The sequence below is a fragment of the Burkholderia sp. Tr-20355 genome (genome assembly GCF_017104685.1).
In the GTDB taxonomy this organism is placed as follows: Bacteria; Pseudomonadota; Gammaproteobacteria; order Burkholderiales; family Burkholderiaceae; genus Burkholderia; species Burkholderia seminalis.
Window position 1 is genome coordinate 114,895 of sequence record NZ_JAAGPK010000001.1, and the last position, 25,881, is coordinate 140,775.

At 67.2% G+C, this 25,881-nt stretch carries 25 protein-coding genes and 1 pseudogene; 13 read left to right on the forward strand and 13 right to left on the reverse strand.

The window, feature by feature from the left end; all coding sequences use genetic code 11:
- The first annotated feature begins 66 nt into the window (after positions 1–66).
- Both G3N62_RS00565 and G3N62_RS00570 read left to right on the forward strand, forming a co-directional pair.
- A complete protein-coding gene (locus G3N62_RS00565; RefSeq protein ID WP_124670691.1) occupies positions 67–1,104 on the forward strand; it encodes a histone deacetylase family protein in 1,038 nt (345 codons plus the stop codon).
- 69 nt (positions 1,105–1,173) lie between these two features.
- The gene (locus G3N62_RS00570) at positions 1,174–2,316 is read left to right on the forward strand and encodes a branched-chain amino acid ABC transporter substrate-binding protein (RefSeq protein WP_124670690.1); all 1,143 of its coding nucleotides are present in this window, start codon (positions 1,174–1,176) and stop codon (positions 2,314–2,316) included.
- 43 nt (positions 2,317–2,359) lie between these two features.
- Here G3N62_RS00570 and G3N62_RS00575 read toward each other — a convergent pair whose 3' ends face one another.
- Positions 2,360–2,782, reverse strand: a complete 423-nt coding sequence (locus tag G3N62_RS00575; RefSeq protein ID WP_059556342.1) for an NUDIX hydrolase — start codon at positions 2,780–2,782, stop codon at positions 2,360–2,362.
- 222 nt (positions 2,783–3,004) lie between these two features.
- Positions 3,005–3,874, reverse strand: a complete 870-nt coding sequence (locus G3N62_RS00580; RefSeq protein WP_034189655.1) for a mechanosensitive ion channel family protein — start codon at positions 3,872–3,874, stop codon at positions 3,005–3,007.
- 289 nt (positions 3,875–4,163) lie between these two features.
- On the opposite strand from G3N62_RS00580, the gene G3N62_RS00585 reads away from it, so the two are divergent.
- On the forward strand, positions 4,164–5,531 hold the full coding sequence (locus G3N62_RS00585) for a M23 family metallopeptidase (RefSeq protein WP_124670689.1): 1,368 nt from the start codon (positions 4,164–4,166) through the stop codon (positions 5,529–5,531).
- Between the two features lie 241 nt (positions 5,532–5,772).
- On the opposite strand, the gene G3N62_RS36345 is transcribed toward G3N62_RS00585, so the two are convergent.
- Positions 5,773–6,231 (reverse strand): hypothetical protein, encoded by a 459-nt coding sequence (locus G3N62_RS36345; protein ID WP_346778199.1) that lies wholly within the window; start codon positions 6,229–6,231, stop codon positions 5,773–5,775.
- Here G3N62_RS36345 and G3N62_RS00590 point away from each other — a divergent pair.
- The 7 genes from G3N62_RS00590 (at position 6,116) to G3N62_RS00620 (ending at position 12,628) form a co-directional block, all read left to right on the forward strand.
- Positions 6,116–6,958: a catalase family peroxidase gene (locus tag G3N62_RS00590; protein ID WP_260435818.1), complete on the forward strand. Its 843-nt coding sequence runs from the start codon at positions 6,116–6,118 to the stop codon at positions 6,956–6,958. The genes G3N62_RS36345 and G3N62_RS00590 overlap by 116 nt on opposite strands.
- On the forward strand, positions 6,955–7,521 hold the full coding sequence (locus G3N62_RS00595) for a cytochrome b (RefSeq protein WP_124670688.1): 567 nt from the start codon (positions 6,955–6,957) through the stop codon (positions 7,519–7,521). Before G3N62_RS00590 ends, G3N62_RS00595 begins: the two co-directional genes overlap by 4 nt.
- A gap of 36 nt (positions 7,522–7,557) precedes the next feature.
- Entirely contained in the window at positions 7,558–7,881 is a 324-nt protein-coding gene (locus tag G3N62_RS00600; RefSeq protein WP_185733107.1) for a hypothetical protein, read from the forward strand.
- Positions 7,882–8,002: 121 nt separating this feature from the next.
- A complete protein-coding gene (locus tag G3N62_RS00605; protein ID WP_241012810.1) occupies positions 8,003–11,344 on the forward strand; it encodes an autotransporter outer membrane beta-barrel domain-containing protein in 3,342 nt (1,113 codons plus the stop codon).
- Positions 11,345–11,423: 79 nt separating this feature from the next.
- Positions 11,424–11,633, forward strand: coding sequence for a hypothetical protein (locus G3N62_RS00610; protein WP_049029948.1), 210 nt, complete (start codon positions 11,424–11,426; stop codon positions 11,631–11,633).
- A gap of 337 nt (positions 11,634–11,970) precedes the next feature.
- Positions 11,971–12,303, forward strand: coding sequence for a type II toxin-antitoxin system RelE/ParE family toxin (locus tag G3N62_RS00615; RefSeq protein WP_049029955.1), 333 nt, complete (start codon positions 11,971–11,973; stop codon positions 12,301–12,303).
- Positions 12,296–12,628, forward strand: coding sequence for a helix-turn-helix transcriptional regulator (locus tag G3N62_RS00620; protein ID WP_069705905.1), 333 nt, complete (start codon positions 12,296–12,298; stop codon positions 12,626–12,628). The genes G3N62_RS00615 and G3N62_RS00620 overlap by 8 nt, the downstream gene beginning before the upstream one ends.
- A 55-nt stretch (positions 12,629–12,683) precedes the next feature.
- On the opposite strand, the gene G3N62_RS00625 is transcribed toward G3N62_RS00620, so the two are convergent.
- The 4 genes from G3N62_RS00625 to G3N62_RS00640 all read right to left on the reverse strand — a co-directional run bounded on the left by G3N62_RS00625 (position 12,684) and on the right by G3N62_RS00640 (position 15,864).
- Positions 12,684–13,523, reverse strand: a complete 840-nt coding sequence (locus G3N62_RS00625; protein WP_124670686.1) for an AraC family transcriptional regulator — start codon at positions 13,521–13,523, stop codon at positions 12,684–12,686.
- A gap of 139 nt (positions 13,524–13,662) precedes the next feature.
- Complete coding sequence (locus tag G3N62_RS00630; RefSeq protein WP_124609160.1) at positions 13,663–14,394, reverse strand: fucose-binding lectin II; 732 nt, start codon at positions 14,392–14,394, stop codon at positions 13,663–13,665.
- Positions 14,395–14,544: 150 nt separating this feature from the next.
- Positions 14,545–15,351, reverse strand: a complete 807-nt coding sequence (locus G3N62_RS00635) for a fucose-binding lectin II (protein WP_034189646.1) — start codon at positions 15,349–15,351, stop codon at positions 14,545–14,547.
- 123 nt (positions 15,352–15,474) lie between these two features.
- A complete protein-coding gene (locus tag G3N62_RS00640) occupies positions 15,475–15,864 on the reverse strand; it encodes a fucose-binding lectin II (protein ID WP_034189645.1) in 390 nt (129 codons plus the stop codon).
- Between the two features lie 950 nt (positions 15,865–16,814).
- Here G3N62_RS00640 and leuA point away from each other — a divergent pair.
- Positions 16,815–18,524 carry a 2-isopropylmalate synthase gene (leuA, locus tag G3N62_RS00645; protein ID WP_185733113.1) on the forward strand — a complete coding sequence of 570 codons (1,710 nt, stop codon included), beginning with the start codon at positions 16,815–16,817 and terminating at the stop codon, positions 18,522–18,524.
- Positions 18,525–18,658: 134 nt separating this feature from the next.
- Positions 18,659–19,063: a peptide ABC transporter ATPase gene (locus G3N62_RS00650; protein WP_124670684.1), complete on the forward strand. Its 405-nt coding sequence runs from the start codon at positions 18,659–18,661 to the stop codon at positions 19,061–19,063.
- A 146-nt stretch (positions 19,064–19,209) separates the two neighbouring features.
- On the opposite strand, the gene G3N62_RS00655 is transcribed toward G3N62_RS00650, so the two are convergent.
- Complete coding sequence (locus tag G3N62_RS00655) at positions 19,210–19,410, reverse strand: hypothetical protein (protein ID WP_124670683.1); 201 nt, start codon at positions 19,408–19,410, stop codon at positions 19,210–19,212.
- A 448-nt stretch (positions 19,411–19,858) separates the two neighbouring features.
- On the opposite strand from G3N62_RS00655, the gene G3N62_RS00660 reads away from it, so the two are divergent.
- Entirely contained in the window at positions 19,859–20,845 is a 987-nt protein-coding gene (locus G3N62_RS00660) for a beta-xylosidase (protein ID WP_124670682.1), read from the forward strand.
- On the opposite strand, the gene G3N62_RS00665 is transcribed toward G3N62_RS00660, so the two are convergent.
- From G3N62_RS00665 to G3N62_RS00685, 5 genes and pseudogenes are all read right to left on the reverse strand, one after another.
- The gene (locus G3N62_RS00665; protein WP_124670681.1) at positions 20,846–21,910 is read right to left on the reverse strand and encodes a hypothetical protein; all 1,065 of its coding nucleotides are present in this window, start codon (positions 21,908–21,910) and stop codon (positions 20,846–20,848) included.
- A complete protein-coding gene (locus G3N62_RS00670; protein ID WP_124670680.1) occupies positions 21,900–23,174 on the reverse strand; it encodes an oligosaccharide flippase family protein in 1,275 nt (424 codons plus the stop codon). The genes G3N62_RS00665 and G3N62_RS00670 overlap by 11 nt, the downstream gene beginning before the upstream one ends.
- The gene (locus G3N62_RS00675; RefSeq protein WP_311767579.1) at positions 23,171–24,337 is read right to left on the reverse strand and encodes a polysaccharide pyruvyl transferase family protein; all 1,167 of its coding nucleotides are present in this window, start codon (positions 24,335–24,337) and stop codon (positions 23,171–23,173) included. Before G3N62_RS00675 ends, G3N62_RS00670 begins: the two co-directional genes overlap by 4 nt.
- Positions 24,334–25,557, reverse strand: a complete 1,224-nt coding sequence (locus tag G3N62_RS00680; RefSeq protein WP_069705897.1) for a glycosyltransferase family 4 protein — start codon at positions 25,555–25,557, stop codon at positions 24,334–24,336. Before G3N62_RS00680 ends, G3N62_RS00675 begins: the two co-directional genes overlap by 4 nt.
- Positions 25,554–25,881 (reverse strand): annotated as a pseudogene (locus tag G3N62_RS00685) (tyrosine protein kinase); the annotation flags it as partial. The gene G3N62_RS00680 and the pseudogene G3N62_RS00685, both read right to left, overlap by 4 nt.

Sequence of the window (25,881 nt, forward strand, 5' to 3'; positions counted from 1 at the left end):
ATTGCCGGCCGGCGTCAATAGACTGTTACCACCCCATTCCCCTGGTCATCACGGCAACGGTCAATCATGCTCACGGTCTACAGCAGCGATCACCACCTGCATCGCGGCGTCGAACTGAAGGACGGCGCGATCACCGAGTCGTTCGAAAACCCGCTTCGCGCCGAAACGGTGCTCGCGCAGGTCCGCACGGCGGGCCTCGGCGACGTGATCGCGCCGCGTGCGTTCGACCGCGCAAGCTACGCCGGCGCGCACAGCACGCGCTACGTCGATTTCCTCGCCGGCGCGTGGGACGAATGGACGGCGACCGGCCGCACCTGCCAGGCGCTGCCGCTCGTGTGGCCGGTGCGCGCGATGCCGGCGTCGGCCGCGCTGCCCGATTTCATCGACGGCAAGCTCGGCTTCTTCGCGATGGATGCCGGCGCGCCGATCAACGCGGGCACGTGGGACGCGGTGAGCGCGAGCGCGAACTCGGCGCTCACCGGTGCCGACCTGCTGTCGGGCGGCGGCGCGCGCGCGGCGTTCGCGCTGTGTCGCCCGCCCGGCCATCACGCGGGCCGCGAGTACATGGGCGGCTACTGCTACCTGAACAACGCGGCGATCGCGGCACAGCACGGCATCGCGAGCGGTGCCGCGCGCGTCGCGGTGCTCGACGTCGATTTCCACCACGGCAACGGCACGCAGGACATCTTCTACACGCGGCCGGACGTGCTGTTCGCGTCGCTGCACGGCGAGCCGTCGGTGTCGTACCCGTACTTCTCCGGCTATCCGGACGAGCGCGGCGAGGGGGCGGGAGCAGGCTTCAACCTGAACCTGCCGCTGCCGAAGGGCACGCAGTGGGACACCTACTCGGCGGCGCTTGGCCACGCCGCGGCGGCGATCGCGCGGCACGCGCCCGACCTGCTCGTCGTGTCGCTCGGCGTCGACACGTTCGAGCACGACCCGATCAGCCATTTCAAGCTGCGCTCGCCCGACTTCCTGCGGATCGGCGAGGCGCTCGCGCGCCTGAACCTGCCGACGCTGTTCGTGATGGAAGGCGGCTACATGGTCGACGAGATCGGCATCAACGCGGTGAACGTCCTGCTGGGATTCGAAGGGCGCGCGTGAGCGCATGCGCGGCCTTCTACGAACGACGGATCCGGACACGAACGAAGCGTGATTAAGGAGGAGACAGGCATGAACCGGCATCACAAGACGGCACTCGCCACCGCGGCCGCACTGACGTGCGCACTGGCCGCATGGCCCGCGCATGCGGACGACATCGTGCGCATCGGGCACGTCGCGCCGCTGACCGGCGCGATCGCGCATCTCGGCAAGGACAGCGAGAACGGCGCGCGGCTCGCGGTCGAGGAAATCAACGCGAAGGGCCTGACGATCGGCGGCCGGAAAGTCACGCTGCAACTCGACGCGCAGGACGACGCGGGCGATCCGCGCACCGCGACGCAGGTCGCGCAGCGGCTCGTCGACGACAGGGTCGTCGGCGTCGTCGGCCATCACAACTCGGGCACGTCGATCCCGGCGTCGCGCGTGTATCGCGACGGCGGCATCGTGCAGATCTCGCAGGCCGCGACCAATCCGACGTACACGCAGCAGGGGTTCAAGACGACCTATCGCGTCGTCGCGACCGACGCGCAGCAGGGGCCGGCGCTCGCGATGTACGCGGCGAAGCACCTGGGCATCAAGACGGTCGCCGTGGTCGACGATGCGACCGCGTACGGGCAGGGCCTCGCGACCGAGTTCGAGAAGGCCGCGCAATCGGCCGGGATGACGGTCGTGTCGCGCGACGCGACCAACGACAAGGCGATCGATTTCCGCGCGATCCTCACGAAGATCAAGGGCGAGAACCCGGACGCGATCATGTACGGCGGAATGGATGCGACGGGCGGCCCGCTCGCGAAGCAGGCACGCCAGCTCGGCCTGCGCGCGAAGCTCCTCGCCGGCGACGGCGTGTGCTCGACCGACCTGCCGAAGCTCGCGGGCTCGGCGTCGGACAACGTCGTGTGCTCCGAAGCCGGCATCGCGCTCGAGAAGATGCCGGGCGGCGCGGCATTCGCGAAACGCTACGAAGCGCGCTATCACCAGCCGATGCAGGTGTATGCGCCGTTCTCGTACGACGCGGTGTACATCATCGTCGACGCGATGAAGCGCGCGAATTCGACGAACCCGGCGAAGGTGCTGGCCGCGATGCCGGCCACCGACTATCGCGGCGTGATCGGCGAGACGAGCTTCACGCCGCAGGGCGACCTGAAGCACGGCGCGATCTCGGTGTTCACGTACAGGGGCGGCAAGAAGGCGCTGCTCGACATCGTGAAGATGTGACGCGGTGCGCGCCGGTATCGCGCGCCCGTCGCGCGCCCGGACCTCAGGCCGCGATATCGGCGAACACGTCGTGGTCGATCACGCCGGGCACGAGGCGCGGCTGCCGCAGCCAGTCGAACGCGAGTTCGACGACGAGCGGTGTCGGCCGGCTGCAATGCAGCGACCCGACGGACTCGCGGTCGATCCACGCGCAATGCGTGATCTCGCTCATCGGGCGCGCGATCGCATCCGGATCGATCTCGGCGAGAAACACGTGGTGCACCTTGTGCGCGCCTGCGATCCGGAACAGATAGCGGGCATTGCCGCACGCGAGCCCGGTTTCCTCGAGCAGTTCGCGGCGCGCGGCGTCGCGCAACGATTCGCCGGGCCGCGGCGTGCCGCCGGGCAGTACCCAGCGGGCATTCAACCGGGCGACCAGCAGGATCCGGTCGCCGCGTCGGCACAGCACGGTGGCGCGTTCTTTCATGCGGGTTTCCCGATTGAATGCCCGTGTGTCGAATCGACGGGCAAAAAAACGCCGCTCGGCAAGAGCGGCGAAGAACGGAGATGGATACTGGCGTGTGCCGGACGGGATGACCGCTTCATCCGGCACGCTCATTGTGGCGAGCGTCGCACGCGCAGTGAATCAGACAAGTCTGATTTGAGCGCGGCCAGCGGGCGCATCGCTCCGGAGCGATGTCCCCGCCGCTTACACCCGCTGCGCGCGTGCGCCGTCCGTGCGGCGTTCGGCGTCGTGCACGATGTGCAGTTCACGCGTGCGGATCGGCAGCGCGCAGTCCGCGTCGGCGAGCGTCTTGCGCACCTGGCGTGCGAGGCGCCAGCGCATCGCCCAGAACGTGTCGGTATGGGTCCACACGCGCAGGTTCGCGACGGCCGTGCTGTCGTCGAAGCGCATCACCATCACGTCGGGCGCGGGATCCTGCAGCGCGTCGGGATCGGCCGCGGCCAGCGCGCGCAGCGCGTCGAGTGCGCGATCGATATCGTCGTGTACCGACACGTCCACTTCGAGATCGAGGCGGCGCGTCGGATTGCGCGTGTAGTTGCGGATCGCGCTGCCCCACAGCGCGCTGTTCGGCACGTATTCGCAGATACCGTCCGGCTTTGTCAGCCGCGTCATGAAGAGCCCGACCTCGTCGACGGTGCCCGCGACGCCGGTGCCGCCGTCGATGTAGTCGCCCACCTTGAACGGCCGCAGCAGCAACAGCATGATGCCCGCCGCGATGTTCTGCATCGTGCCCTGCAGCGCGAGCCCGATCGCGAGGCCGGCGGCCCCGAGCACCGCGATGAGGCTCGCGGTCTCGATGCCGAGCTGCGACAGCGCGCCGACGATCGCGACGATGCGGATGCCCCAGACGGCGACGTCGCAGAGGATCGGCCGCAGCGTGTCGTCGACGCGTTCCTTGTTCGCGAGCAGCCGGTTCAGCCAGCGGCCGATGCGTTTGGACAGCCACCAGCCGGCGACGAGCAGCGCCAGGCCGGCGCAGAGCCGGAGGGAGAGCGTGGACAACGCGTTCCACAGGAACGTCCAGCGTTCCGGATGAAATTGATCGAGAAACATGACGGGATTCCGGGTTGAAGACAGGGGGCGCGGTATGTCGTGCGCAGGCAGCCTTCGACTCTACCCGGCGCACGGCGGTTCGCGCGATTGCACGGGGTCGGACGGTGGAAACGCAATTTCGTTCGTGTACTAAACGGCATTTTCCAAAAATAAGATTGGTCCTATTTAGCCGAAGTGGGTACGCCGATACACTCGGTTTCAAGTTGCCGGGCCGCGCCGATCATGGTTCGTGATGCCCGGTTTTTCCGTGTTTTTTCCCGATTTTTCATTGATAGCGAGTGACGACGTCATGCGGTTAGACCTGCGTTCCCGTCTCGCACGCGAACAAGGTCGACCCGCCGAGCGCGGCGTCCGATGTTTTCCGACGCTCCGCGCGCTGATGCGCGGTGTCGCCGCGGCGGCCTGCGTGGCCGGCGCGCACGGGTCGGCGGCGCAAGCGGTGCACGATGCCGCCTTCGCACCAGCGACCGCGGAATCCAGCGACCTTGCCGGCGTGCCTTTTTTCAGTTCCGCCCGAACGACGTGGGGCGGTTTGCGCGCGTCGGTCGTGCCGCTCGACGTCGCGTACGCATCGTACGCGTTGCACGGGCCGCCGGCCGCCGAGCGCGACGGCCCCGTTGCCCGCTTCGGTGCATGCGTGGCTTACCGCGTGCTGTGCGAGGCGGCACGCGGCGCGGTCGAACGCAGTTATGCAGCGCGGTTCGATTACGGCCTTGCGTCGCCGTTGCCCGCGCTGGATCCGCCATCGGTGCCCGGGCGTCCCGCCGTCGATCTCGCATCGGCCGAGGCGTTCACGCTCGCGCCGCCCAGCCGCGGCACCCGTGCCGGCGCGATCACCGGCACCTTGCGGGCGTCGCTGGCGCGCGCCGAACTGCCGGCCGGCGTCGCCGCGCAGATCACCCGCTTGCTGGCCGGACGCGTCGATCCGACGCAGCGTGGTGCGGCCGGCGACACCTTCCGCGTCGCCTTCGAATCCGACGGCAGGGCGAAGCAGCCGGGCCGTGCACGCGTGACGGCGCTCGATATCCGCTTTCGCGGGCAGCGGGTCGCGGCCGTATGGTTCGTGCCCGATGCGCGCGCGCCCGGCGCGTACTACGACCTCGACGGCATGCCGCTCGCTGGTTCGCGGTTTGCCATGCCGGTCGCCGCGACGCGGATCAGCTCGCATTTCGGTGCGCGCGTGCATCCGGTGAGCGGCGCGCGTCACGTGCATTCCGGCGTCGATCTCGCGGCGCCGGCCGGGCGCGCGGTGCATGCGTCGGAGCGCGGCGTCGTGACGTTCATCGGCACCGAGCCGCGCGGTTACGGCAAGTACGTGGTGATCCGTCATGACGGCGGTTATGCGTCGTACTACGCGCACCTGTCGGCGTTCGATCCGGCGTTGCGAACCGGCATGCGGGTCGTGCGCGGCCAGCGCGTCGGTGCGGTCGGCAGCACGGGGACGGCCACCGGCCCGCATCTGCACTTCGAGGTGCGCAGGCATGCCCGCCTTGTCGATCCGATCGCGCTGGTGCAGGCGACCAAAGCGGCGAAGCTCAAGGGGGAGCAACGCGTGGCGTTCCGCCGCGTGGCGCGCGATGCGCGCACGCAACTGGCGTTGGCGGCGCTGGCGCAGCCGGTGGCAATGTCGAAGGTCGATGCGCCGCAGGCGGGTTGACCGCCAGCCTCCGAAGTCCGTCGATGCCGGTCGCAATGACCGGCATCGTTGCGTGGGCCAACCGGTGCTCCGTCGCCACCGAATGTGCGCGTCGCCGGCGCTCGTACGGCAGGACGGGGCCTACGTCCGTCCGGTGCTTTCAGCCCAGTCCGATGTACCCGTCTTTGTCCCGTCGCTAAGATTTTCGTATGCAACGCGCATGGCGATTTCCGCTGGTGATCGTCGCTGTCGCGTTCGCGCGTCAATCGGCTCGATCGCGCGCGCCGGATGGTGTCCGCAGGCGTGTCGACGCTTCATGTGTTGACGGCCGCGGCGCGGAATGCGCGACGACACAACGGGATGAAAAACCATCTATGTCAAAACTTGACCTCACATCGAAACGCACCTGGAGCGCACTGGCGGCGATCGCGGTCGTGGCCGGCGCACTGACGTCCGCGCTCGCGTGGGCGGCGGGCTGGATCGGATCGCGCACGACGAGCGCATCGCTGGTGTCCGAGACGCCGCAGCCGTTTCCGCCGGGCTTTCGCCGCGCGCACGGCAAGGGCATCTGTTTCGCCGGCACCTTTCGTCCCGACAGCGCGGCGGTGCCGTTGTCGACCGCGCGCGTCTTCACGCAGGCGGATATTCCCGTCGTCGGGCGGCTCTCGATCGGGACCGGCAGTCCGCATGCGGCAGACAGTTCCACGACGACGCTGAGCATGGCCCTGCTGCTGACGACCGACGACAAGCAGCAATGGCGGATGGCCATGAACAACCAGCCGTACTTCGCGACACACGAACCGGAAGGTTTTCTGGCGATGCAGCGGGCAACGGCTCCCGATCCGGCCACCGGCCAACCCGACCCGGAGCGGGTAGCCGCTTTTCTGAAGGCGTACCCGGAGGCAGGGAAGTTCATGAAATGGGCGGCACGGGAACCGGCACCGGGCAGCTTCGCCGGCGCGACGTTCCATAGCGTCAACGCCTTTTATCTCGTGGCCGCCGACGGGCACCGGCAAGCGGTGCGCTGGATGATGCGCCCGCATGATCCCTTCGTGCCCTTGAGCGATGTTCAACGGCGGAAGGCCGACCACGACTTCCTGTTCGAAGGCGTGCGCGCGCGGCTCGCGCAGAAGCCGCTCTATTGGGACTACGTACTGCAGCTCGCGCAGCCCGGCGATGCCGTGGACGACGCATCGCAGCCGTGGCCGGCCGATCGCAAGCAGATCGTCGCCGGCACGCTGGAAATGACGGGCGTCGTCGAGCAGGCGGAGGGCGCCTGCCGGGACATCAACTTCGATCCTTCGATCGTGCCCGCGGGCGTCGAGGTGTCGAACGATCCGATCCTGAATGCGCGTTCGGGCGCATACGCGCATTCGTTCAATCGCCGCGAGCGGGAAATCGGCTACGGCAAGGCGACCGAGGCGGTCGGCAAGCAGGAGGTCAAATGAGTACGCAAAAGCGCGCGAGCGGCGGCGCGCCGCGCCATTTCAATGCGCTGGCGAGAGGTCTGCACTGGTTGATGGCCGCGATGATCCTGGCCATGCTGTTCATCGGTGCGGGCATGATGACGTCGTTGCATCATCGAATCTGGCTGATCGACCTGCATCGGCCGCTGGGTATCGCAATCCTCGTGCTCGCGCTGCTGCGCGTCGCGAACCGGTTGCACAGCCGGCCGCCCGCACTGCCCGAGAATCTCCCGCATTGGCAGAGGCTGGCCGCGAAGGCATCGCACTGGATGTTGTATGCGCTGATGCTGGCGCTTCCACTGATCGGGTGGGCGCTGCTGTCGGCGGGCGGTTTCCCGATCGTCCTGTTCAAGGGCGTCAATCTGCCGGCGATCGTGCCGGCCAGTCCGATCCTCTTCGCATGGCTGCGCGATGCGCATGGCCTGTTGGCGCGACTGCTGTTCGTCGTCGTCGTGGGCCATCTGTCGGCTGCCCTGGTTCATGCGTGGATCTACCGGGACGGCGTTTTCTCGAGCATGGCACGAGGCGAGCGCCGACGCGGATAAGCGGCCCAGTGTCTGACTGTCGCCGGAGCCTGTCGAATGACGGCTCCGGCGACAGTCGTCCGGCAAGCTGGAATACGTATTGGCCGGTTCGATAATCGAATCGGCGAGTGGGTGTACCGGATGCGGGTCGTCCGCATCGTGCAGAGCAGCATCGTCGAGCGGCATATCGCCAATGCATGGCCAACGAATGGCGGCATTGCGTCAGTATTTCCGAATCGCCCGAAATCCGTCATCCGCACTTTCAGCGTTTTCGTCCAAACCGGCAAATTCAACCGGTTTCCCCGCCGCGCGGCCGCCGCGCAAAGGGTTGCTGCAAAGCAGCAGCCCAGCCCGTTTCGCTTGTTTCCCAATCCGAAATGAATCGCCGCGTGATTGCCGATATCACGCAATCGCATCTTGCGATTATTTCGAGACAGGTGATATAACCCGGTTCACGCACCGATTTGCAGCAATAACGTCACCAATAAATGCGAGCGGAAAAATGAAAAGAAAGGCGCGGAATCTGGGTTTGGGTGGAGTGGCGATCCTGACCGGCGCAATGCCGGTCGGTACGTATGCGACATGCTCGGCCACCGCGCCGGGCAGTGGCACGACCGTCACGTGTACCGGCGCGAACGCGCCGTCGGTCGTGGCCACGGCCGGCAGCACCAACGTGACGATCAACCTCGATTCGACGGTGACGGGCAGCTACGTGCTGTCGTCCGCGCCGACACCGTTCTCCGTCGACACGTCGAGCACGGTCACCAACAACGGCAACCTGTCGATGTCCGGCAACGGCACGGGCGTCGCGAACCGCGGCGCGGTGCTGCTCGGCGTGAACAACGGCAATACGCTCACCAACGGCGCGGCCGGCGTGATCGCGACGACCGGTCAGTACAACGACGGGATGGCCGCGAACGGCAACAACAACACACTCGTCAACAACGGCACGATCACGACCACCGGCAACAACGCGTACGGGATGACGGCCGCGTGGGGGCAGAGCAATCCGGGCGCGGCGGGCAACCAGATCGTCAATACGGGCACCGTGACGACGTCCGGCAACAACGCGCGTGCGGCGTCGCTGCTCGGCGGCAACGGCACGATCACCAACAGCGGCACGCTGACGTCGAACGGCCGCGATGCGCCGGCCGTCTACATGCAGGGCAACAACGACACGCTGGTCAACAGCGGCACGATCCAGACGACCGGTACCGCGACGAGCGGCGGCAGCGTCGACGCCGTCGTATCGAACACGCTCGGCAGTTCGTTCACGGCGACGATCGCGAACCAGGCCGGCGGCAGGATCATCAGCAACAACGGGATCGGCGTGCGGTCGACCAACGGCGCGACCACCATTACCAACGCGGGGCTGATCCAGGGCGGCGGCGGTACCGCGATCCAGGGCGGCAACGGCAACGTGGCGCTGATCCTGCAGACGGGCTCGCAGATCGTCGGCACGGCGAACGGCGGCGCCGGCGCCAACACGGTGACGCTGCAGGGCACGGGCACCGCGTCGAACGCGTTCACGAACTTCCAGAGCCTGACGATGGCCGGCACCGACTGGACGTGGGCCGGCACCGGCACGTTCTCGACCGCGCTGGTGCAGAGCGGCACGCTGAACCTCATCGGCACGCTCGGCACGACGACGGCGTCGGTCGTCGCGGCCGTCAACGCGGGCGCGACGCTGCAGGCGAATGCGTCGAACCTGCCGCTGTCCGTCACCGACAACGGGCTCGTGCGCTTCCAGCAGGACAGCGCCGGCACGTACACGGGTACGATCGGCGGCTCGGGCGCGGTGGAGAAAACCGGTGCGGGGACGCTGACGGTCAAGCCTTCTTCTGCCGGCGGCAACACGTACTCGGGCGGCACGACGATTATGCAGGGCACGCTGTCGGTCGCGGCGGACAACGCGCTCGGTGCGGCGTCGGGAGGCTTGACGTTCAACGGCGGCACATTGCAGCTTGGTAGCTCGTTCAACCTGTCGTCGAGCCGTATGGTGTCGATCACGCCCGGGGGCACCGGCACAATCGATACGCAGGGCTTCAACACGACACTGACGCAGAACTTCACAGGTAATGGCTCCCTGACGAAGCTGGGCAGCGGCACGTTGACGCTGAACGGCCCCAGCAATGTCACAGGTTTCACCCAAATCAAGGCGGGAACGCTGGTGCTTGGCGATGGACTGGGTGGACCTGCCACGATGACCGGTGGCGGCGGGGCGAGGATCGAGCCCGGTGCAACATTCGGCGGTTACGGCAGCGTGGCGGGCGACGTAGTGAACTATGGCACGGTTGCCGTCGCGAACGCATTGACCGGCCTCGCGAGCGGCCGCAACGGCAACCTGGAGATCAAGGGGCTGCTGACGAACGCGGGGCTCTTGCAACTGGGTGGCGCCGGCGTTGGCAACACGCTGACGATCGTCGGTGGCGGCTACATCGGGCAGAACGGGACGGTTGCGCTGAATACTTATCTGGCCGGGGATGGCGCGGCATCGGATCGGCTGATTGTCGGCACAGGCGGTGTCAGCGGCTCGTCGATGCTGAAGGTGACGAACGTGGGCGGCCCCGGCGCGCAGACAACGGGCGACGGCATCCAGGTCGTGCAGCTGAACAATGGCGGGACGTCTGGCGCGGGCGCGTTCTCGCTGTCGGGCGGCACGGTGAGCGCGGGCGCGTATTCGTATTTCCTCGCGAAGGGCGGCACGGCGAACGGCACCGGCGACAACTGGTACCTGCGCAACACGGTACCGCCCAAACCGCAGCCGCCGGTGGTCGAGCCCGGCCAGCCGACGCCGCCGACCGAACCGCCGGTCACGCCGGCCGAAGGCACGCCGGGATCGATCGTTGAAGCTGTCGACAATGCAGGCACCGGCGGTAACCCGGAACCGATCTACCGTCCCGAAGTGCCGCTGTACGCGGAAGCGCCGGCCGTCGCGCGCCAGCTCGGCCTGCTGCAGATCGACACGTTCCATGACCGGCAGGGCGAACAGGGCTTGCTGGCCGAGAACGGTTCGGTGCCCGCGTCATGGGCACGCGTGTGGGGCGGCAAGAGCGACATCAAGCAGAAGGGCGACGTGACGCCGTCGTTCGACGGCACGGTGTGGGGGATGCAGGTCGGGCAGGATCTCTACGCCGATACGACTGCCGGTGGCCATCGCAATCACTACGGCTTCTTCCTCGGCTTCTCGCGCGCGGTCGGTGACGTGAACGGTTTTGCTCTTGCACAGCAGGACATGGGCGTCGGCTCGCTGCAGGTCAATGCGTACAACCTCGGCGGTTACTGGACGCATATCGGCCCGGGCGGCTGGTATACGGATGCGGTCGTGATGGGCAGTGCACTCACGGTGCGCACGCATTCGAACGACAACGTGAGCGGCTCGACGAACGGCAACGCATTTACGGGTTCGGTCGAAGCGGGCTTCCCGATCGCGCTCGGTTACGGGCTGACGCTGGAGCCGCAGGCGCAACTGGTGTGGCAGTACCTGTCGCTGGACAAGTTCAACGACGGCGTGTCGGATGTCACGTGGAACAACGGCAACACATTCCTCGGCCGGATCGGCGCTCGCCTGCAATACGCGTTCGATTCGAACGGCGTGAGCTGGAAGCCATACCTGCGCGTGAACGTGCTGCGTTCGTTCGGCAGCGACGACAAGACGACATTCGGCGGTTCGACGACGATCGGAACGCAGGTCGGGCAGACGGCCGGTCAGGTCGGTGCGGGGCTGGTCGCGCAACTGACGAAGCGCGGCAGCGTGTATGCGACGGTCAGCTATCTGACGAACCTGGGCGGCGAGCACCAGCGCACGATCACGGGGAATGCGGGTGTGCGGTGGGCGTGGTGAGGGCGCGCCGTGGCAGCGATTCGGCTGCGGCGCGGGCAATCGATGCTCGCATGGAGCATGCGTATCGCAACTAGCAGCAATGCAGCATTCGAAGTTCGTTGCAGCGAGCCCGATCCGGAAAGGCGATGCGTTTGCGATCGTGAAGTTCGACGAGAAGTGCCCGATGGTCGTGCCGACCTTCGATGCCGCGAAGAAAGTGGTGTGTCAGCAACTTGGAGCGCGGGCGCCGCAGCACGCGATAACGGCGCTGATCGACGAGCTGGCCGCGCAGACGATGATTCAGCAGTAAGCGTGTGCGAGCCGGTCACGCCGCTGCCATTGTCGATGACGGCGGATTTTTTCAGAGTACGTGCAACGCAAGAATTAGATCGTTTAGCTAACTGACGAATCGCGAGGAGGTCGCCTTAGAGTCCGAAGGAAGCGTGTAGAGACGCATTGACATGCCGAAGCCAGATACCCGGCTCACCTGGCCTGACGAGCGTGACCTGATCGGGGCTCGTGACCGGCAACGGGCACGTCGCGTTGTCGCGGGAGTCTCAATACATGCGGGTGGTCACGTGTACGTGGCGCGTTGACCGGAAGGACTCGACAGCTTGATGAGAATTAGCAAATTTGCTAACATTGCGATGAAGAAGTGGACGATCCTGTACTACGACGAACGAGTAAAACGTGATGTGTTCGCTTTGCCCAAGGGCATTCTGGCTGGCTACCTCCGACTGATCGAGACGATGGAAGAATACGGTGCGGATCTACGGATGCCGCATTCGCGCGCGATGGGGGAAGGATTGTTTGAGTTGCGCCCGCGAGGTCGCGAGGGCATCGGGCGCGTGTTCTATTGCATGCAGGTGGGGTATGACCTCGTCGTCCTGCATTCCTTCGTCAAGAAGACCCAGGAAACATCCGGCGACGAGTTGCGAATCGCCCGCCGGCGAATGAAGGAGGTACGTAACAATGGCTAAGGCCCGCCGCGCGCATGCAAGCGAGGAGCGGTATGCACCGGTCCGACACACTGCCGAAGACACCGCGCGTCTACTTACCGATCCGGCGATCAAGGCGGAGTACGATGCGCTGGAAGAGGAGTTCACCGCGCTTCGTGCGTTGCTCGACGCGCGTAAAGACGCGGGCCTGACTCAGGCTCAGGTCGCCGAACGAATGGGCACTACGACATCGGCCGTATCCAGGCTCGAAGCTTCGTTTTCGAGCGAGAAGCACTCGCCGTCGTTTGCGACGCTGCGCAAGTACGCCGCAGCGTGCGGCAAGAAGCTCGTCATTTCGTTCGCTTGAACACGCCGGCGTCAGGCGCTGATCAGCCGAAGGTGCGGATACCAAAGTCGACCGCTTACGCCGCCTGTTCGACCGGCAACCAGACTTCCAGCACGCCGGCACCCGTCACCGGATCGTAGTCACCGCTGTAGCGCTCGAACTCGGGCGCGTCCACCGCCTTGAATCCCGACGTCGGCAGCCAGCCGTTCCAGATGCTGTGGAAGGTCTGGTGCAACGTCGAGATATGCCCGGCGTGTTCGAACACCGCGTAGCGCTGCGGCGCCAGTTCGACCCAGCGAAACGGCGCGGGCAGCCGGTCGACGCGCGTGACTTCCACGCCCGCGATGTATTCGAAGCTGCCGTCCGCATCGGGATCGCAGCACACGCCGTACGTGACGTCGCCGAGCTGGCCGGGGAAGGACCCGAGGTAGGGGATGAACGCCTGCCAGAGCGCTGGAATCCCTTCGTTGGTTTCGAACGTATAGCGGTCGCTCATGCCCGCGATCAGCCGCGTGCCGGCGGTCTCGAAACGTGACGGCATCACGTCGACGATCTTCAGTTCTTTCATGCGAAGCGGCTCCACAACAGACAATCCGTCGAGCGTGCGCCGTGCCCGCACCTCCTCGGGCGTCATGCCGAAGAGATCGCGGAAGGCGCGCGTAAACGCCTCATGGGAGCCATAACCGGCATCGAGCGCCACGTGCAGGATGTCCGGCGCGCCTTGCGCCAATGCATGCGCTGCGCGCGTCAGCCGCCGCGACCGGACATAGCGCATCACCGGCCAGCCGGTATTCATCGAGAACAGGCGCGAGAAGCCGAAGCGCGTCATGTCGCAATCGGCGGAAATCCTGTCGAGCGTCAGTTCCCTGTCCAGTTCGGTTTCGATAAACCAGAGTGCTTGTCCAACCGGGTGCATGGCGTACCAATGAGGGTGTCGGGTGGACTATATGGTATCGGCGGCCGGGGCATTTGATCGTTCTTGCGCGGCAGCCGCGCTGCACAAATGCACATCGCCACGCCGGTCGGCGTGGCGATGATCGACGGGCTGCTGCGGTTCAACCCAGCGGCCAGTTCAGGATCGCGATGCCGTCGTTGTAATCCCCATCGCCGCCATCCTCCGACCCGACGAGCCCGAAGTAGGTCTTCTTGAAGATGTCGACCTGGCGCGAGCCGATCTTCGACGGCTTGCCGTTCGCCGTCACGACCACGCGCACCTTGCCCTTGCCCGAGTTCACGATCTGCGTGTTCAGGTTCGCGTCTTGCGTGCCGGCGCCCTGGAACGTCGCGGCCGGTGTCGGGTTGTCGTCGACGAAGACCTCGATCGTCTGCGGTGCCGACGAGTTGACCAGCGCGGTCACGCCGAACGCGATGTTCGGCGGCAGGTTGAAGATGCCGTCGCGTTCGCCGCCGGTCGGCGCGGGCGCCGGCTGCACGGGCTGCGGCGTCGCCTTCGAGAAATAGTTGACGACTGCGCCCACGCCGAACTTGGCGGCCGCGCCGGGCAGCACGCCGGGCGCGCCGGCCCACGTGACCGTGCAGGCGACGACTTCGCCCGCCGCATCGGTCTTCACCTTGTTCTGCCAGCTGCCGACGTCGAAGCTGTACGGGATCGTCGCGATATCGACGAACACGTCGTATTGCGGCAGTTTCTCGACCAGCTGCGCGGTCATGAACTGACGCATCCGGTCGAGCACGGCCTGGTCGCCGTTGGCTTGTACGGCGGTGGCGTCGTTGCCGGCGAGTTGCAGCAGCGCATATAGATCGTCATGGGTAAATGGTTGTGACATGTCGTCCTCGTCTCGATGGAATATCTCGCGTTGCGCAGCCGGTGACCGGGGTCACCGTGCCGCGCGCGGCGCAAAGCGTGGGACTGCTTGAAAGTTTCGCAATGTGTGGTTGGCCCCGTCGCCATCGCGAAGCTGCGTGACTGCCGCCGATCAGCCGAGCGGCCAGTTCAGGAACACGATGCCGTCGTTGTAGTCGTCGTCGGCGCCGTCTTCCGAGCCGACGATCCCGAAGAACGACTTCTTGAAGAGGTCGACCTGCCGCGAGCCGAGCCGCGACGGCTTGCCGTTCGCCATCACGATCACGCGCACACGGCCCTTGCCGGAGTCGAGCACCTTCGTGCCGAGGTTCTGGTCCTGCACGCCGGCGCCCCTGAACGTCGCGGCGGGTGTCGGGTTGTCGTCGATGTAGATGTCGATCGTCTGGTCGTTCGCCGCGTTGGTGAGCGCGGTGACGCCGAACTTGATGTTCGGCGGCAGGTTGAACGTGCCGTCGCGTTCGCCGCCGGCCCCTCCACCGATGTTGCCGGTGCCCGGATTCCCGCTGCCGTGCGACGACGATTGCGCGGCGGTTTCACCGATCGCGGACAGGCTCGCGTACGAATCGATATGCATCGCGCTGCCGCGCACGCTTTTCCACTGGCCTTTCACGAACGTGACGCCGCTGCCGGCATCGATCGTCGCGACCAGCGTGAACGGCATGCGGCCGGTGCTTTCCGGCACCTTCGACGAATACGTGAAGCAGCCGTCCGCGACGACGCCTCGATCGGTCGCGATCGCGAAGTAGATGCCGGGGAAGTTGTTGCCGGTCGCGTACGGCGTCGGCACGTTGAGGATGACCTGCAGCTTGCCGTCACGAATCTCCGCCTTGGCGATGTCGATATACAGGCCGGGGATGTCGACGTAGGTTTCCGACGTCACGACGGGCGCGCTGACGATCGAAGCCGAAAGGAGCGGCATGGAAGTCTCCGGTGATGACACGGTTCTGGGATGGCGGCGTGAGGGGGCGCCGAACGCGGCGCGAACCCGCCGGCCGGCGCGGACGCGGCCAGCCGGCGGTGGTCGGTCGTCGATCGCGTCAGGTCAGCCGATCGGCCACTGGAGCACGACGATGCCGTCGTTGTAGTCGCTGTCGTGGCCGTCTTCCGACACGACGATCCCGAAGTTGACCGTGTACGGCGAGCCGTCCGACTTCTTGCCGTTGACCGGCGCGAGGCGCGCGTCGGTGGCCGACGGCTTGCCGTTGACCGACACTTCGAAGCGGAGCTTGCCGTTGCCGGAATTCAGCTTGACTTCACGCGGGCCGTCGCGCGTCGTCAGCTTGTGATACGCGGCGGGTTCGGTGCTGTCACCGATAAACAGCTTGATGTGCTGCTGCTCGGCGGCATTCGCGAAGAAAATCGCACGGAAATCGGTATTCGGCGGAATCGAAAACTCGCCGGCACGATTGGAAGACGTTTGAGAGTCGGCCATGCTTGCCTCCTGAGGTTTGTTGGATAAGGCGTGAGCGCTGTCGCGCAAACGTTTGCCGTTTGAAACGCGACGGTTAAAGCATGGCGAAAAATAAATAAAAAAATATTCGAACGGGAATGGTTATTGTTCAGTAAATCGAAAATCAAGGTTAATCGATTTAATGAATTGCAGTTAATGAATCGATTTTCGATGTATTCGGGAAATTATGTCGATGCGCGTATCGTTTTCGTGAACGATGCGGCCCGTAGCGCGGCGAGAGCGTGGCGGGCAGGTGCAGCGGACAATCGGGCTTCGGAGCAGACGCTCGGCGTTCGCATATGGCAGCGTTTCGTTTCAACATCAGCATCTCGGTCGTGGCCGCGCCCACCGGCCACCGTCGAACGCCCGCACCGAAGCCCGATCGCAAGGGGAAGGGGTGCGACACCGGCGAAGAGGATGGACCGACTCACTCCGAACATGAATAGGACCTCACCGGCGCCGCACCCGTGAAGCATATCGACGGGGCAGGCCGTCGCCTATCGGACTGGACTGATTTTGCGCCCGCACTGAGTGCCGGCAAAAACCGCGAATCCCGAGCGCCCGGTTGACAGCCCCGGTCGCCCTGTGATCTGATTCCGGCCATGCAAGCCGCCCAGTCCCTCTTCTCGCTACGACTACTCGCCCGTTTCTCCGGGCTGGGTCTGCGGCTGCGCGCTTTCCGTCTGCTTCTGTCCTGAAGCGCCAGATTTTCCCCGTATCACCGACCTGGCCCCGGTTGTCGACCGGCGCCTGAGTTCGTCTTTTTTCCGTATCGCTCCGCTCCGTCCCGGTCGCTCAACCGCCAAGGCCGTCGTTCGCCGTACCGCTTTGCCGTTTCATCGCTGTCACCGCTGCGCGCGCAGCCGGCCACACCCGCCGAGGGCCGCCGCGACGCGGTTTCCCGACATACCGACCGAGGACCGAACATCATGATGCTGAAGAACCCCGCGACGAAGTACCGACCGTTTACGCCCGTCAACCTGCCGGACCGCATGTGGCCGTCGCGCACGATCACGCACGCGCCGATCTGGATGAGCACCGACCTGCGCGACGGCAACCAGGCGCTGTTCGAGCCGATGGACGCCGCGCGCAAGATGCGGATGTTCAAGACGCTGGTCGCGATCGGCTTCAAGGAGATCGAGGTCGCGTTCCCGTCGGCGTCGGAAACCGATTTCAACTTCGTGCGCGAGCTGATCGAGGGCGGCCACATTCCCGACGACGTGACGATCGAGGTGCTCACGCAGGCGCGCGACGACCTGATCGAGCGCACGTTCGAGTCGCTGCGCGGCGCGAAGCGCGCGATCGTGCACCTGTACAACGCAACCGCGCCGGAATTCCGCAAGATCGTGTTCGGCCTCGAGCGCGACGGCGTGAAGCAACTCGCGGTGAACGCGGCGCGCACGATCAAGCGCTGCGCCGACGCGGCGACCGACACGCGGTTCACGCTGCAATACAGCCCCGAAACCTTCACGGCCACCGAACTCGACTTCGCGAAGGAAGTCTGCGATGCCGTCTTCGACGTGTGGCAGCCGACGCCCGAGCACAAGGCGATCGTGAACCTGCCGGCGACCGTCGAAGTCGGCACGCCGAACTTCTACGCGGACCAGATCGAGTGGATGCACCGCAACCTCGCGCGTCGTGATGCGCTGATCCTGTCGGTGCATCCGCACAACGATCGCGGGACCGCGGTCGCGGCGGCCGAACTCGCGGTGATGGCCGGCGCCGACCGCATCGAGGGCTGCCTGTTCGGCAACGGCGAGCGCACCGGCAACGTCGATCTCGTGACGCTCGCGCTGAACCTGTACACGCAGGGCGTCGACCCGGGCCTCGACTTCTCGCAGATCAACGAAGTCGCGCGCACGTCGGAAGAATGCACGCAATTGCCGATCCATCCGCGTCATCCGTATGTCGGCGATCTCGTGTTCACCGCGTTCTCCGGCTCGCATCAGGACGCGATCAAGAAGGGGTTTGCCGTGCAGAAACCCGACGCCGTGTGGGAAATGCCGTACCTGCCGATCGATCCGAGCGATCTCGGCCGCACCTACGATTCGATCATTCGCGTGAACAGCCAGTCGGGCAAGGGCGGTATCGCGTACCTGCTCGAACAAGGCTACGGCGTCGCGTTGCCGCGCCGTCTGCAGGTCGACTTCAGCGCGGCCGTGCAGCGCCTGACCGACGACAGCGGCCACGAGGTGACGAGCGCGCAGATCTGGTCGCTGTTCCAGCAGGAGTATGTGGCGGGCGATGCGCCGCTGCGTTATGTCGGCCACGAGCTGACCGAGCGCGACGGCCGCGAGACGATCGTGCTGACCGCGGACGTGCACGGCGAGCGCCGCGTGCTGCGCGGCGAAGGCAACGGCCCGCTCGACGCGCTGATGCACGCGCTGCGCACGCCGCTGCGGATCCAGCACTATGAGGAGCGCGCGCTGTCGCAGGGCGCCGATGCGAAGGCGATCGCGATCGCCGAGCTGGCCGGCACGGGCGTGCGCGGCAGCGCGTTCGGCGTCGGCATCGATGCGAACCTGACGACCGCGTCGATCCGCGCGGTGATCAGCGGCATCAACCGCGCGTATGCGCGCGCGGACGAGGCGGTGCAGGCGACGTTCTTTGACGTGGCGCGCGCGGTGAAGGCCGTGGCGTAAGTCGAGCGGTGATGAGTGCGCCGGTGTGACGCAAGCCTGACAACCCTGACAGGCGATGACTTCACATAACGAGCGTATCGTGCAAGCGGCGCGCGGGTCCGTTTTATCGCGCCCATCACCACGAGGAATGTGTCATGTCGAAACAAGATGCCCTGCGGGGCGATATCAAGGGGCAGGCCCAGGCGGCGGACCGCCACAACCTGGCGCGGCCGGCCGCGAACGGCGCGCTGTGGGCGCGCGGGCTCACGACGCAGCGGGTCGCCGACCTGTTCAGGACCTTGCCGGGATTGCCGGGGCACTGGATGCAGTTGCAGAACGAGGTCAACGCCGGGAATCGCTATTTCTACGGCGTCCAGAACGGCAGCGTGACGACCGAGGAAGGCAAGGCGCTGATCCGCTGGATCGCCAACGCGGTCGTGAGCGCCGCCGAGCATGCGTCGTTCGACTTCACGTTGCAGCAGCTGCGTTTCACGGCCGACATGGGCTGGCTCAAGCTCCAGCGTGTCAACGGGCGCGTGATGGTGTTCTCGCGGCCGTGAGCCGGGCGCCGGGCCGACGCTGACGGCAGGTCGTGCATCGAGAAGTGTGCAGGTGAATGTGATGCGGCCGTCGACGGGATGCCGTCCGGCTGCGTCGCTCTATTGCTCGGCAGCTTTCCCTCGTCAAGCCGGCTTTTCGGTTTTCCCTATTTCGCCGTTGCCGAAATAGGGAAGCGAACGAAATCGTCGCCGCACTCGCGGCGCTTGCGCACGAACCGGCAGGAAGGGCGCTTTCTGATCCATTGCGTGACCTTCGACACGATGAACGGGCTGCCGGGTGATGTCACGGAGCATTGTTGCGGCGGCGATCCGCGCTCGCCGGTGTCCGCGTATTCTGCTTCCCGCATGCAATCCTCCGGACGCGCATTCGCGTCGACGAGTTTCGGTGAGCGGACAGGTAACGGCACGTACGCGCTCAGGGACGTGCTTACCGATGAAAGCGTGATCGTGCCGGCAAGACGACGTTTTCCGGGACCCGGTCATCAATCAGGGTATCCCGCGCGTTGACCGTCGATGAAATGACAGTTGCGCCGCAATCCGATCAAGCCCAAACCTACCAACGCTGAGCGCGCCCATCGCGCCCGGCCGCCCACGTTTTCCTGGTGGTGCGGCTAAGACCGGTCCGATTGCCCACATGCGCGACACAGGCGATGCTGTCGGGATTTGAGGGAATCCTTGCATGGGTCTGCTGATCATCGCGATATGCGTCACCGTCGCCATATTCTTCGTATTGTGACCGGCGCCGATCGACGCGGCTCGTGCGCGTTCCATGACAGAAGGGGGGCCTTGTCCGCGATGTCCAATCGAATTCGCAAGCTGGCGATCGCCGCCGCCGGCTGCATGCTGGCGGCGGCGGCCGGTGCCGCTGATACGGCGCGCTGGCCTGGCGCGTCGGGCGGTGAGTCGCGCGTCGGCGTGCAGGTCAAGATCCAGTCGTTGACGCGCGACGATGCGCGCAACATTCGCGACACCGGCTTCGCGTTCGTCCGCTTCGGCGCGTGGGCCGAACGTCTGGATCAGGCGGCTTATCGGGCGCAACTCGACGAGGCGTTCGCGGCCGCACGTTCCGCGGGCCTGCCGGTGCTGTTGACCGTGCGCGCGCTGGGTCCGCTCGTGCCGGCGCACGACGCGAAAACGAAGACGGACGCGCTCGCGCTCGCGGGCCGCCGGATGGCCGATGCGATCGCGGCGCTGGCCGCGCGGCATCGGCACGACCTGATCGCCGTCGAACTCTGGAACGAACCCGACCTCGCGCGCTACTGGCCGACCGGCGATGTCGCGCGGACCTTTCCACCATTCGCCGTAGCCTTGTGCCGCGCGCTGGCCGACGCGGCGCCGGGCGTGCCGGTCGTCGGCTTCGGGTTCGCGCGCGCGCCGCTGCCGGGCAGCGTGCCGGACCGCTTGCTGGCGGGCGTGCATGCGGCCGCACCGGGCTGTCTGGACGCTGTGTCGTACCACGCGTACGGGATGACGCCCGCGCAGATTCGCACGGCCGCGCGCGACATCGACACGCGCTATGGGCTGCCGGCCATCGTGACCGAAGTCGGCGCGGCGTCGACGGGCGGCGATGGCGAGCAGCGGCAGGCGCATCGCCTGCGCGCGCTGCTCGATGCGCGCGGCGAACTGCATACGCCGCTGATTTCGGTTTACGAGTGGGCCGATACCGCAAGCGCCGGCGACGCGGCGCAACGCGCCTACGGCGTCGTGCATGCGGACCGGTCGCCGAAGCCGGCGCTCGACGCATTGCGTGCCGCGCTGCGCACGGCGCCGCTTCCCCGGTAATCAGGGCGACCTCGGTCCCGTGCGGACCGACCACAGCGCGACGGCCAGTAGCGCGACGCTCGACAGGTGCCGCAGGTAGCTGCCGAGATCGGGCTCGAACAGCATCGACACCGCGACATGGCCGAGCACCACGCAAGCCAGCAACTCGCCGTCGCGTGCGGGTGCGATCGCGTGGCCGTCGATGCGCCGCACCGGCAGGCGGCGCCACGCGGCGCAGAGAAACAGCGCGATCAGCGCCTGCATCGCCCAGCCCTTCGGATCGAACGAGAAAAACACCGGCAGGTTGAGCCGGACGACCGAATACGCGTAATTGCCGACGAAATGCACGAAGGAATCGGGCGGCAGCGGATTGTAGAAACTCGTGCGCGCGCCGAACGGCGACGAATAGACGAGATAGTCGACCGCGAGGTCGCGCGGTTGCTGGAGCAGCGTATAAACGCCGTTCGGCAGCGCGACCAGCACCGCGACGAACAGCAGCGCGCCGGCCACCCTCGGCAGCATGGACACGCGCCGGAATACCCACGCCGCGAACGCGATCGCGAGAATCAGCGCGAAGTAGCTGCGGATCGTCGCCGCGTAGGCGAGATACAGCACGGCAACGATCAGCATCCGCCGCGCCGTGCCGCGCAGGTGCGCGACGGCGAGCACGGCGATCGACATCGCGGCGACGATCGTATCCTTGCTCGCGACGAACAGGTTGAAGAACAGGCACGGCGCGATCAGCGCGAGATAGATGACGAGCCCGCCGAGCCGGCGCGTCTCGCGCAGCGCGATCCAGATCGTCGCGACGCCGAGCGCGACGACGAACACGGCGGTGCCCGCGCTGCCGAGCGCCTGGTACAGCTTGCCGACCGCGTCGAACGACGAGCCGTCGTAGGTCGAGCTGCCGCCGATCTGGGTCTGGATCTTGTCCGCATCGCGGAAGATGAATTCCGGCAGCAGCGCGCGTGCATTCGCGTAGACGCCCACGTACAGCAACGCGACGAGCGCCGCGATCGCGTCGCGCAGGCCGGGACTCAGCAGCGGCCCGCTGCGGATCGCGCTTCGGATGACGTTACGCAGCATGGCCGGCTCGAGTGCGCTTGCCGCGCACGGCGGGCAGGCGCGACGTGACGATCCACGCGAGCCACGCCGTTACCGCGATGCTCGCAACCAGATGGGCGCAGGCCGCGCCGAGCTCATGTTCGCTTTGGACCAGTGCGATCGACATCGGCACGCATGCAACCGTTAGCGCGGCGATCACGCATGCGACCGTGCGCCCCGCACGCAGCGCGACTGCCGCCGCCCACAGCACGTCGGCGGCAGCACGCAGGACGAACGACGGCAGCAGGATCAGCAGGAGCACGGTCGACCGCGCATCGTCGCCGCCGTGCGCAAGCCGGAAGAGCCACGGGTGGGCGAGCGCGATCGCGAGCGCGGTGGCGCCGGTCAGCAGGAGCGACGCACGCAGGGCCCGTGCGAGCTCGGCGCGGAACGCGGGCGCGGCCGCGTGCACGCTGTCGAGCACGCGCACGACGCGTGGCGCGGCGACGGCGACGACGGTCGCCGACGCGACCGTCTGGATCGCATTGGCGATCGACCAGACGAACACATAGTGGCCGAGCGCGTTTGCATCGAGCTGCGCGGACGCGACGAAGCGCTCGAGATACTGCAACACCGACAGCAGCAGCAGCGCGACGAAAAACGGCACACCGTCGCGCCACACCGGGGCGAGCCGCACGTGCGTCGCCGACAGCGCGGGCATGGCCGGCAAGCGGCGCGCGGCGCCGGCGATCAGGATCCAGCCGATCGCCACGACCAGCACGTCGGCGGCGATCCAGATCGCGAACAGATCCTCGACCGACGCGATCGCGCGCAGCGTCAGCGCGCCGATCGCGACGCCGGCCCATGCACCCGTGCGGACGAACAGCAGCCAGGATGCGGCGCGCGCGCGATGCAGCGAGAACAGCCACGTATTGACTTCGAGCGCGGCATGCTCGGCGCACGCCACGAGCGCGACGAGCAGGAGCGGGACGTCGCGCAGCGCGCCGGGCGTGGCGATCGGCAGCGTGGCCACGCCGCAGAGCAACGCGTAGACCCCGGCGTACAGCACGGACAGGCGCATGCAGGTCCGCACCGCGTCGTGCGGATCGGGGCCGGCCAGCCGGCGGTTGATCTCGGTGCTGAAGCCGAGCCCCAGCACCTTCGACGCGACGACCGACATCGCGAGCGCGAAACCGTACGCGGCCACCGCATCGAAGCCGAGCGTGCGCGCGACGACGATCGTCAGCATGAACTTCAGCCCGAGCGCGCCGACGCGCAGCGTGAGGCGCAACCATGCGGCGCTCATCGCGTTGCCTCGCGGTCGAGCGCATCGCGCAGTGCGGCGACGATCTTTCCGCGTTCGCGCGCGAGACAGGCGAGCCCGGCGTCGGCCTGCATCCAGAAGCGGCTCAGTGCATGGGGTGCGAGCAGCGTGTCGCACACCGCGCCCGCGTCGAAATCGGCCGCGTTCGCGACCCAGTGGCCGACGCCGAGATCCGCGTAGGCGCCGAAACCCTTGCGCTCGTAGCTCAGGTGGTACGCGGGCACGCCGTGCAGGATCGCTTCGAGCGCACCGTGCAGACGCACCGACACGACCGCGTCGGGGGTGTCGTCGGCGAGCACGTCCTTCAGCGTGCGCGTGGCGTCGAATCCGCGTTCACGGTAGTACGCGGCGTCGTCGTTGCCGCGACCGGTGCTCTGCACCGCGAACGTGATGCGGCAGAGCGTACCGAGCCGCTCGATCAGCGCGTCGGTCGCCGCGAGATAGCGCGCGCGTTGCGCGTCGCTCCACGCCGGCGGGCGTCGCAGCACGAATGCGACGTGGGCGGGCGTCGACGCGGCTGCATGCGTGCGCATCCGCAGGTCGTTCGCCCGGTGCGCGAATTCGAGCACCGCGAGATCGGGGGCGCGGCGCGTGTTCGCATTGGCGGCGAGCAGCTCGGCCGAGCGGTCGTCGCGCACGAACACGGCGTCGAAGCCCGCGAGCAGCGACGTCAGGTGCGCGGCGAGCACCGGACTGCCGGCAGCCGGCCCGATGCTCTGCGGCAGATAGACGGCCGGCTTGGCCGCCGCGCGGGCCGCGCGCATCTGCACGAGATGCCCGGCCTCGAGCTTGAGCGCTTCGACCGCGTTGCGCGCGCGCAGATAGCCGCCGCCGACGCCGACGATCAGGTCCGCACGACGCAGCAGCGCACGCAGCCCGGCGAGCGCCGGGTTCGCGCCGACGGGCAGTGCGGCCATCGCCGCGCCGATCAGGCGGCCGGCGCCGCCGGCCGCGAGCACCGGCGCCGGATGCACGTCCGGGTAGCCGGGGAACGACGCGGGATCGGCCGCGACGATCGAGACCTGCGTGTCGGGGCCGAACGCCTCGCGCAGCAGTGCGACCGACAGGTCGACGAGCAGTCCGTCGCCGGAGTTGCGTGCGCTGTAGGCGTGCAGCAGCACGACGTGAACGGAGCGTTTCATCATGCGTGTTCCTGGAGAAGCGCGCGATAGACGGCGAGCGTGCGGTCGACCATCGCGTCGGCCGAGAAATGCGGGGACGCTTGCGCGCAGCGATCGCGCATCATGCGGAATGCGGCCGGGTGCTCGACCAGCCGGCTGACCGCCGCGGCGAACACGGTCGGATCGTCGTCGTTCGGCACGGTAAGGCCGACGTGGTGCGCGGCGATCAGTTCGGCCGCGCCCGCGACCTGGGTCGCGACCATCGGCACATGCGCGGCGACGGCTTCGAGGCAGACGTACGGAAAGCCTTCGTAGCGGCTCGGCAGCGCGAGCAGGTCGAATGCGGCGAAGTAGCGGCGCGCGTCGTCGACGCGGCCCGCGACGTACAGGTTCAGCGGCAGGTCGCGCGCCTCGTCGCCCGCCGCGCGGGCGAAATCGCCGGACCCGATCGCGACGACCTGCACGCGGCGGCCGTGGCGCCGGTCCAGCGCGCGTGCAATGCGCACGAGGCGGTCGACGCCCTTCTGATGATCGAAACGGCCGACGAAGCCGACGACGAACGTGTCGTCGGCGAGCCCGAGCGCGATGCGCGCGGCCTGGCTCGCGAGCAGCCGCGGCGGCGTGACGCCGTTCTCGACGACGCGAATCCGTTGGTGCGCAATGCCGAGTGCTTGCAGGTGATCGGCCTCGTCCTGCGACACCGCGATCACCGCGTCCGAGCAGGCATTGCCGAGCACGCGCTCGATGCCGCCGTAGAACGCGCGCTTCGCAGGCGACAGCGCCGGGTTCAGCGTATAGACCGCGTGCGGCGTGTAGACCTGCTTCCACGGCCCGCGACACAGCCGCGCGAGCGCGCCGGCTTTCGAGCTGTGGCTGTGCACGATGTCGGGCCGCAGCTTGCGCAGCAACCGCCGCAACGCCAGTGCGCCGCGCAGGTCGTGCAGGCCGACCGCGCGTTGCAGCGGCAGCCGGTGGAACGCGTGACATTGCGCGGCGGCGGCGGACAGCATGGTTTCGTCGAAGCGTTCGCCGAGCGGGGCGATCAGATGAATCTCGACGCCCGGGCGTGTCCGCAGGCCTGCGATCAGGTCGCTCAGGTGCACGGCGACGCCGCCGCCGGCTGCTTCGACGACCAGCGCGATGCGCGTCGGCCGTGCGGCGCGGGCAGCGGGCGCGGCCAGGTTCGATGTGGGGCGGGCGGCCGTGCGCGTGGCGGGCGGCGGAGCAAGTTCGATGTCGGTCATGCGGACCTCCGGAGCAGGCGTTGAAGGGCCGCGCGCAGACGGGCCGGATACGTGCAGCGCGTCCCGCACGTGTAGCGATAGGCCTCGTAGCGATAGCTGCCGTATTTCGAGCCGAATGCGGACGCGCCCGAGCGCGGATCGAGGCCGTTCAGCACCACGCCCAGCGAGCCGGCGGGCCGTTGCGGCAGCCGTCGCGCGGACTCGACCAGTTCGCCGGCGCGGGTCGACCCCGCGCGGGCGACGAGCAGGGTCGCGTCCGCGTGCGTGTCGAGCCAGGTCGCGTCGGCGACCGCGAGCAGCGGCGCGGCATCGACGATCACGAGG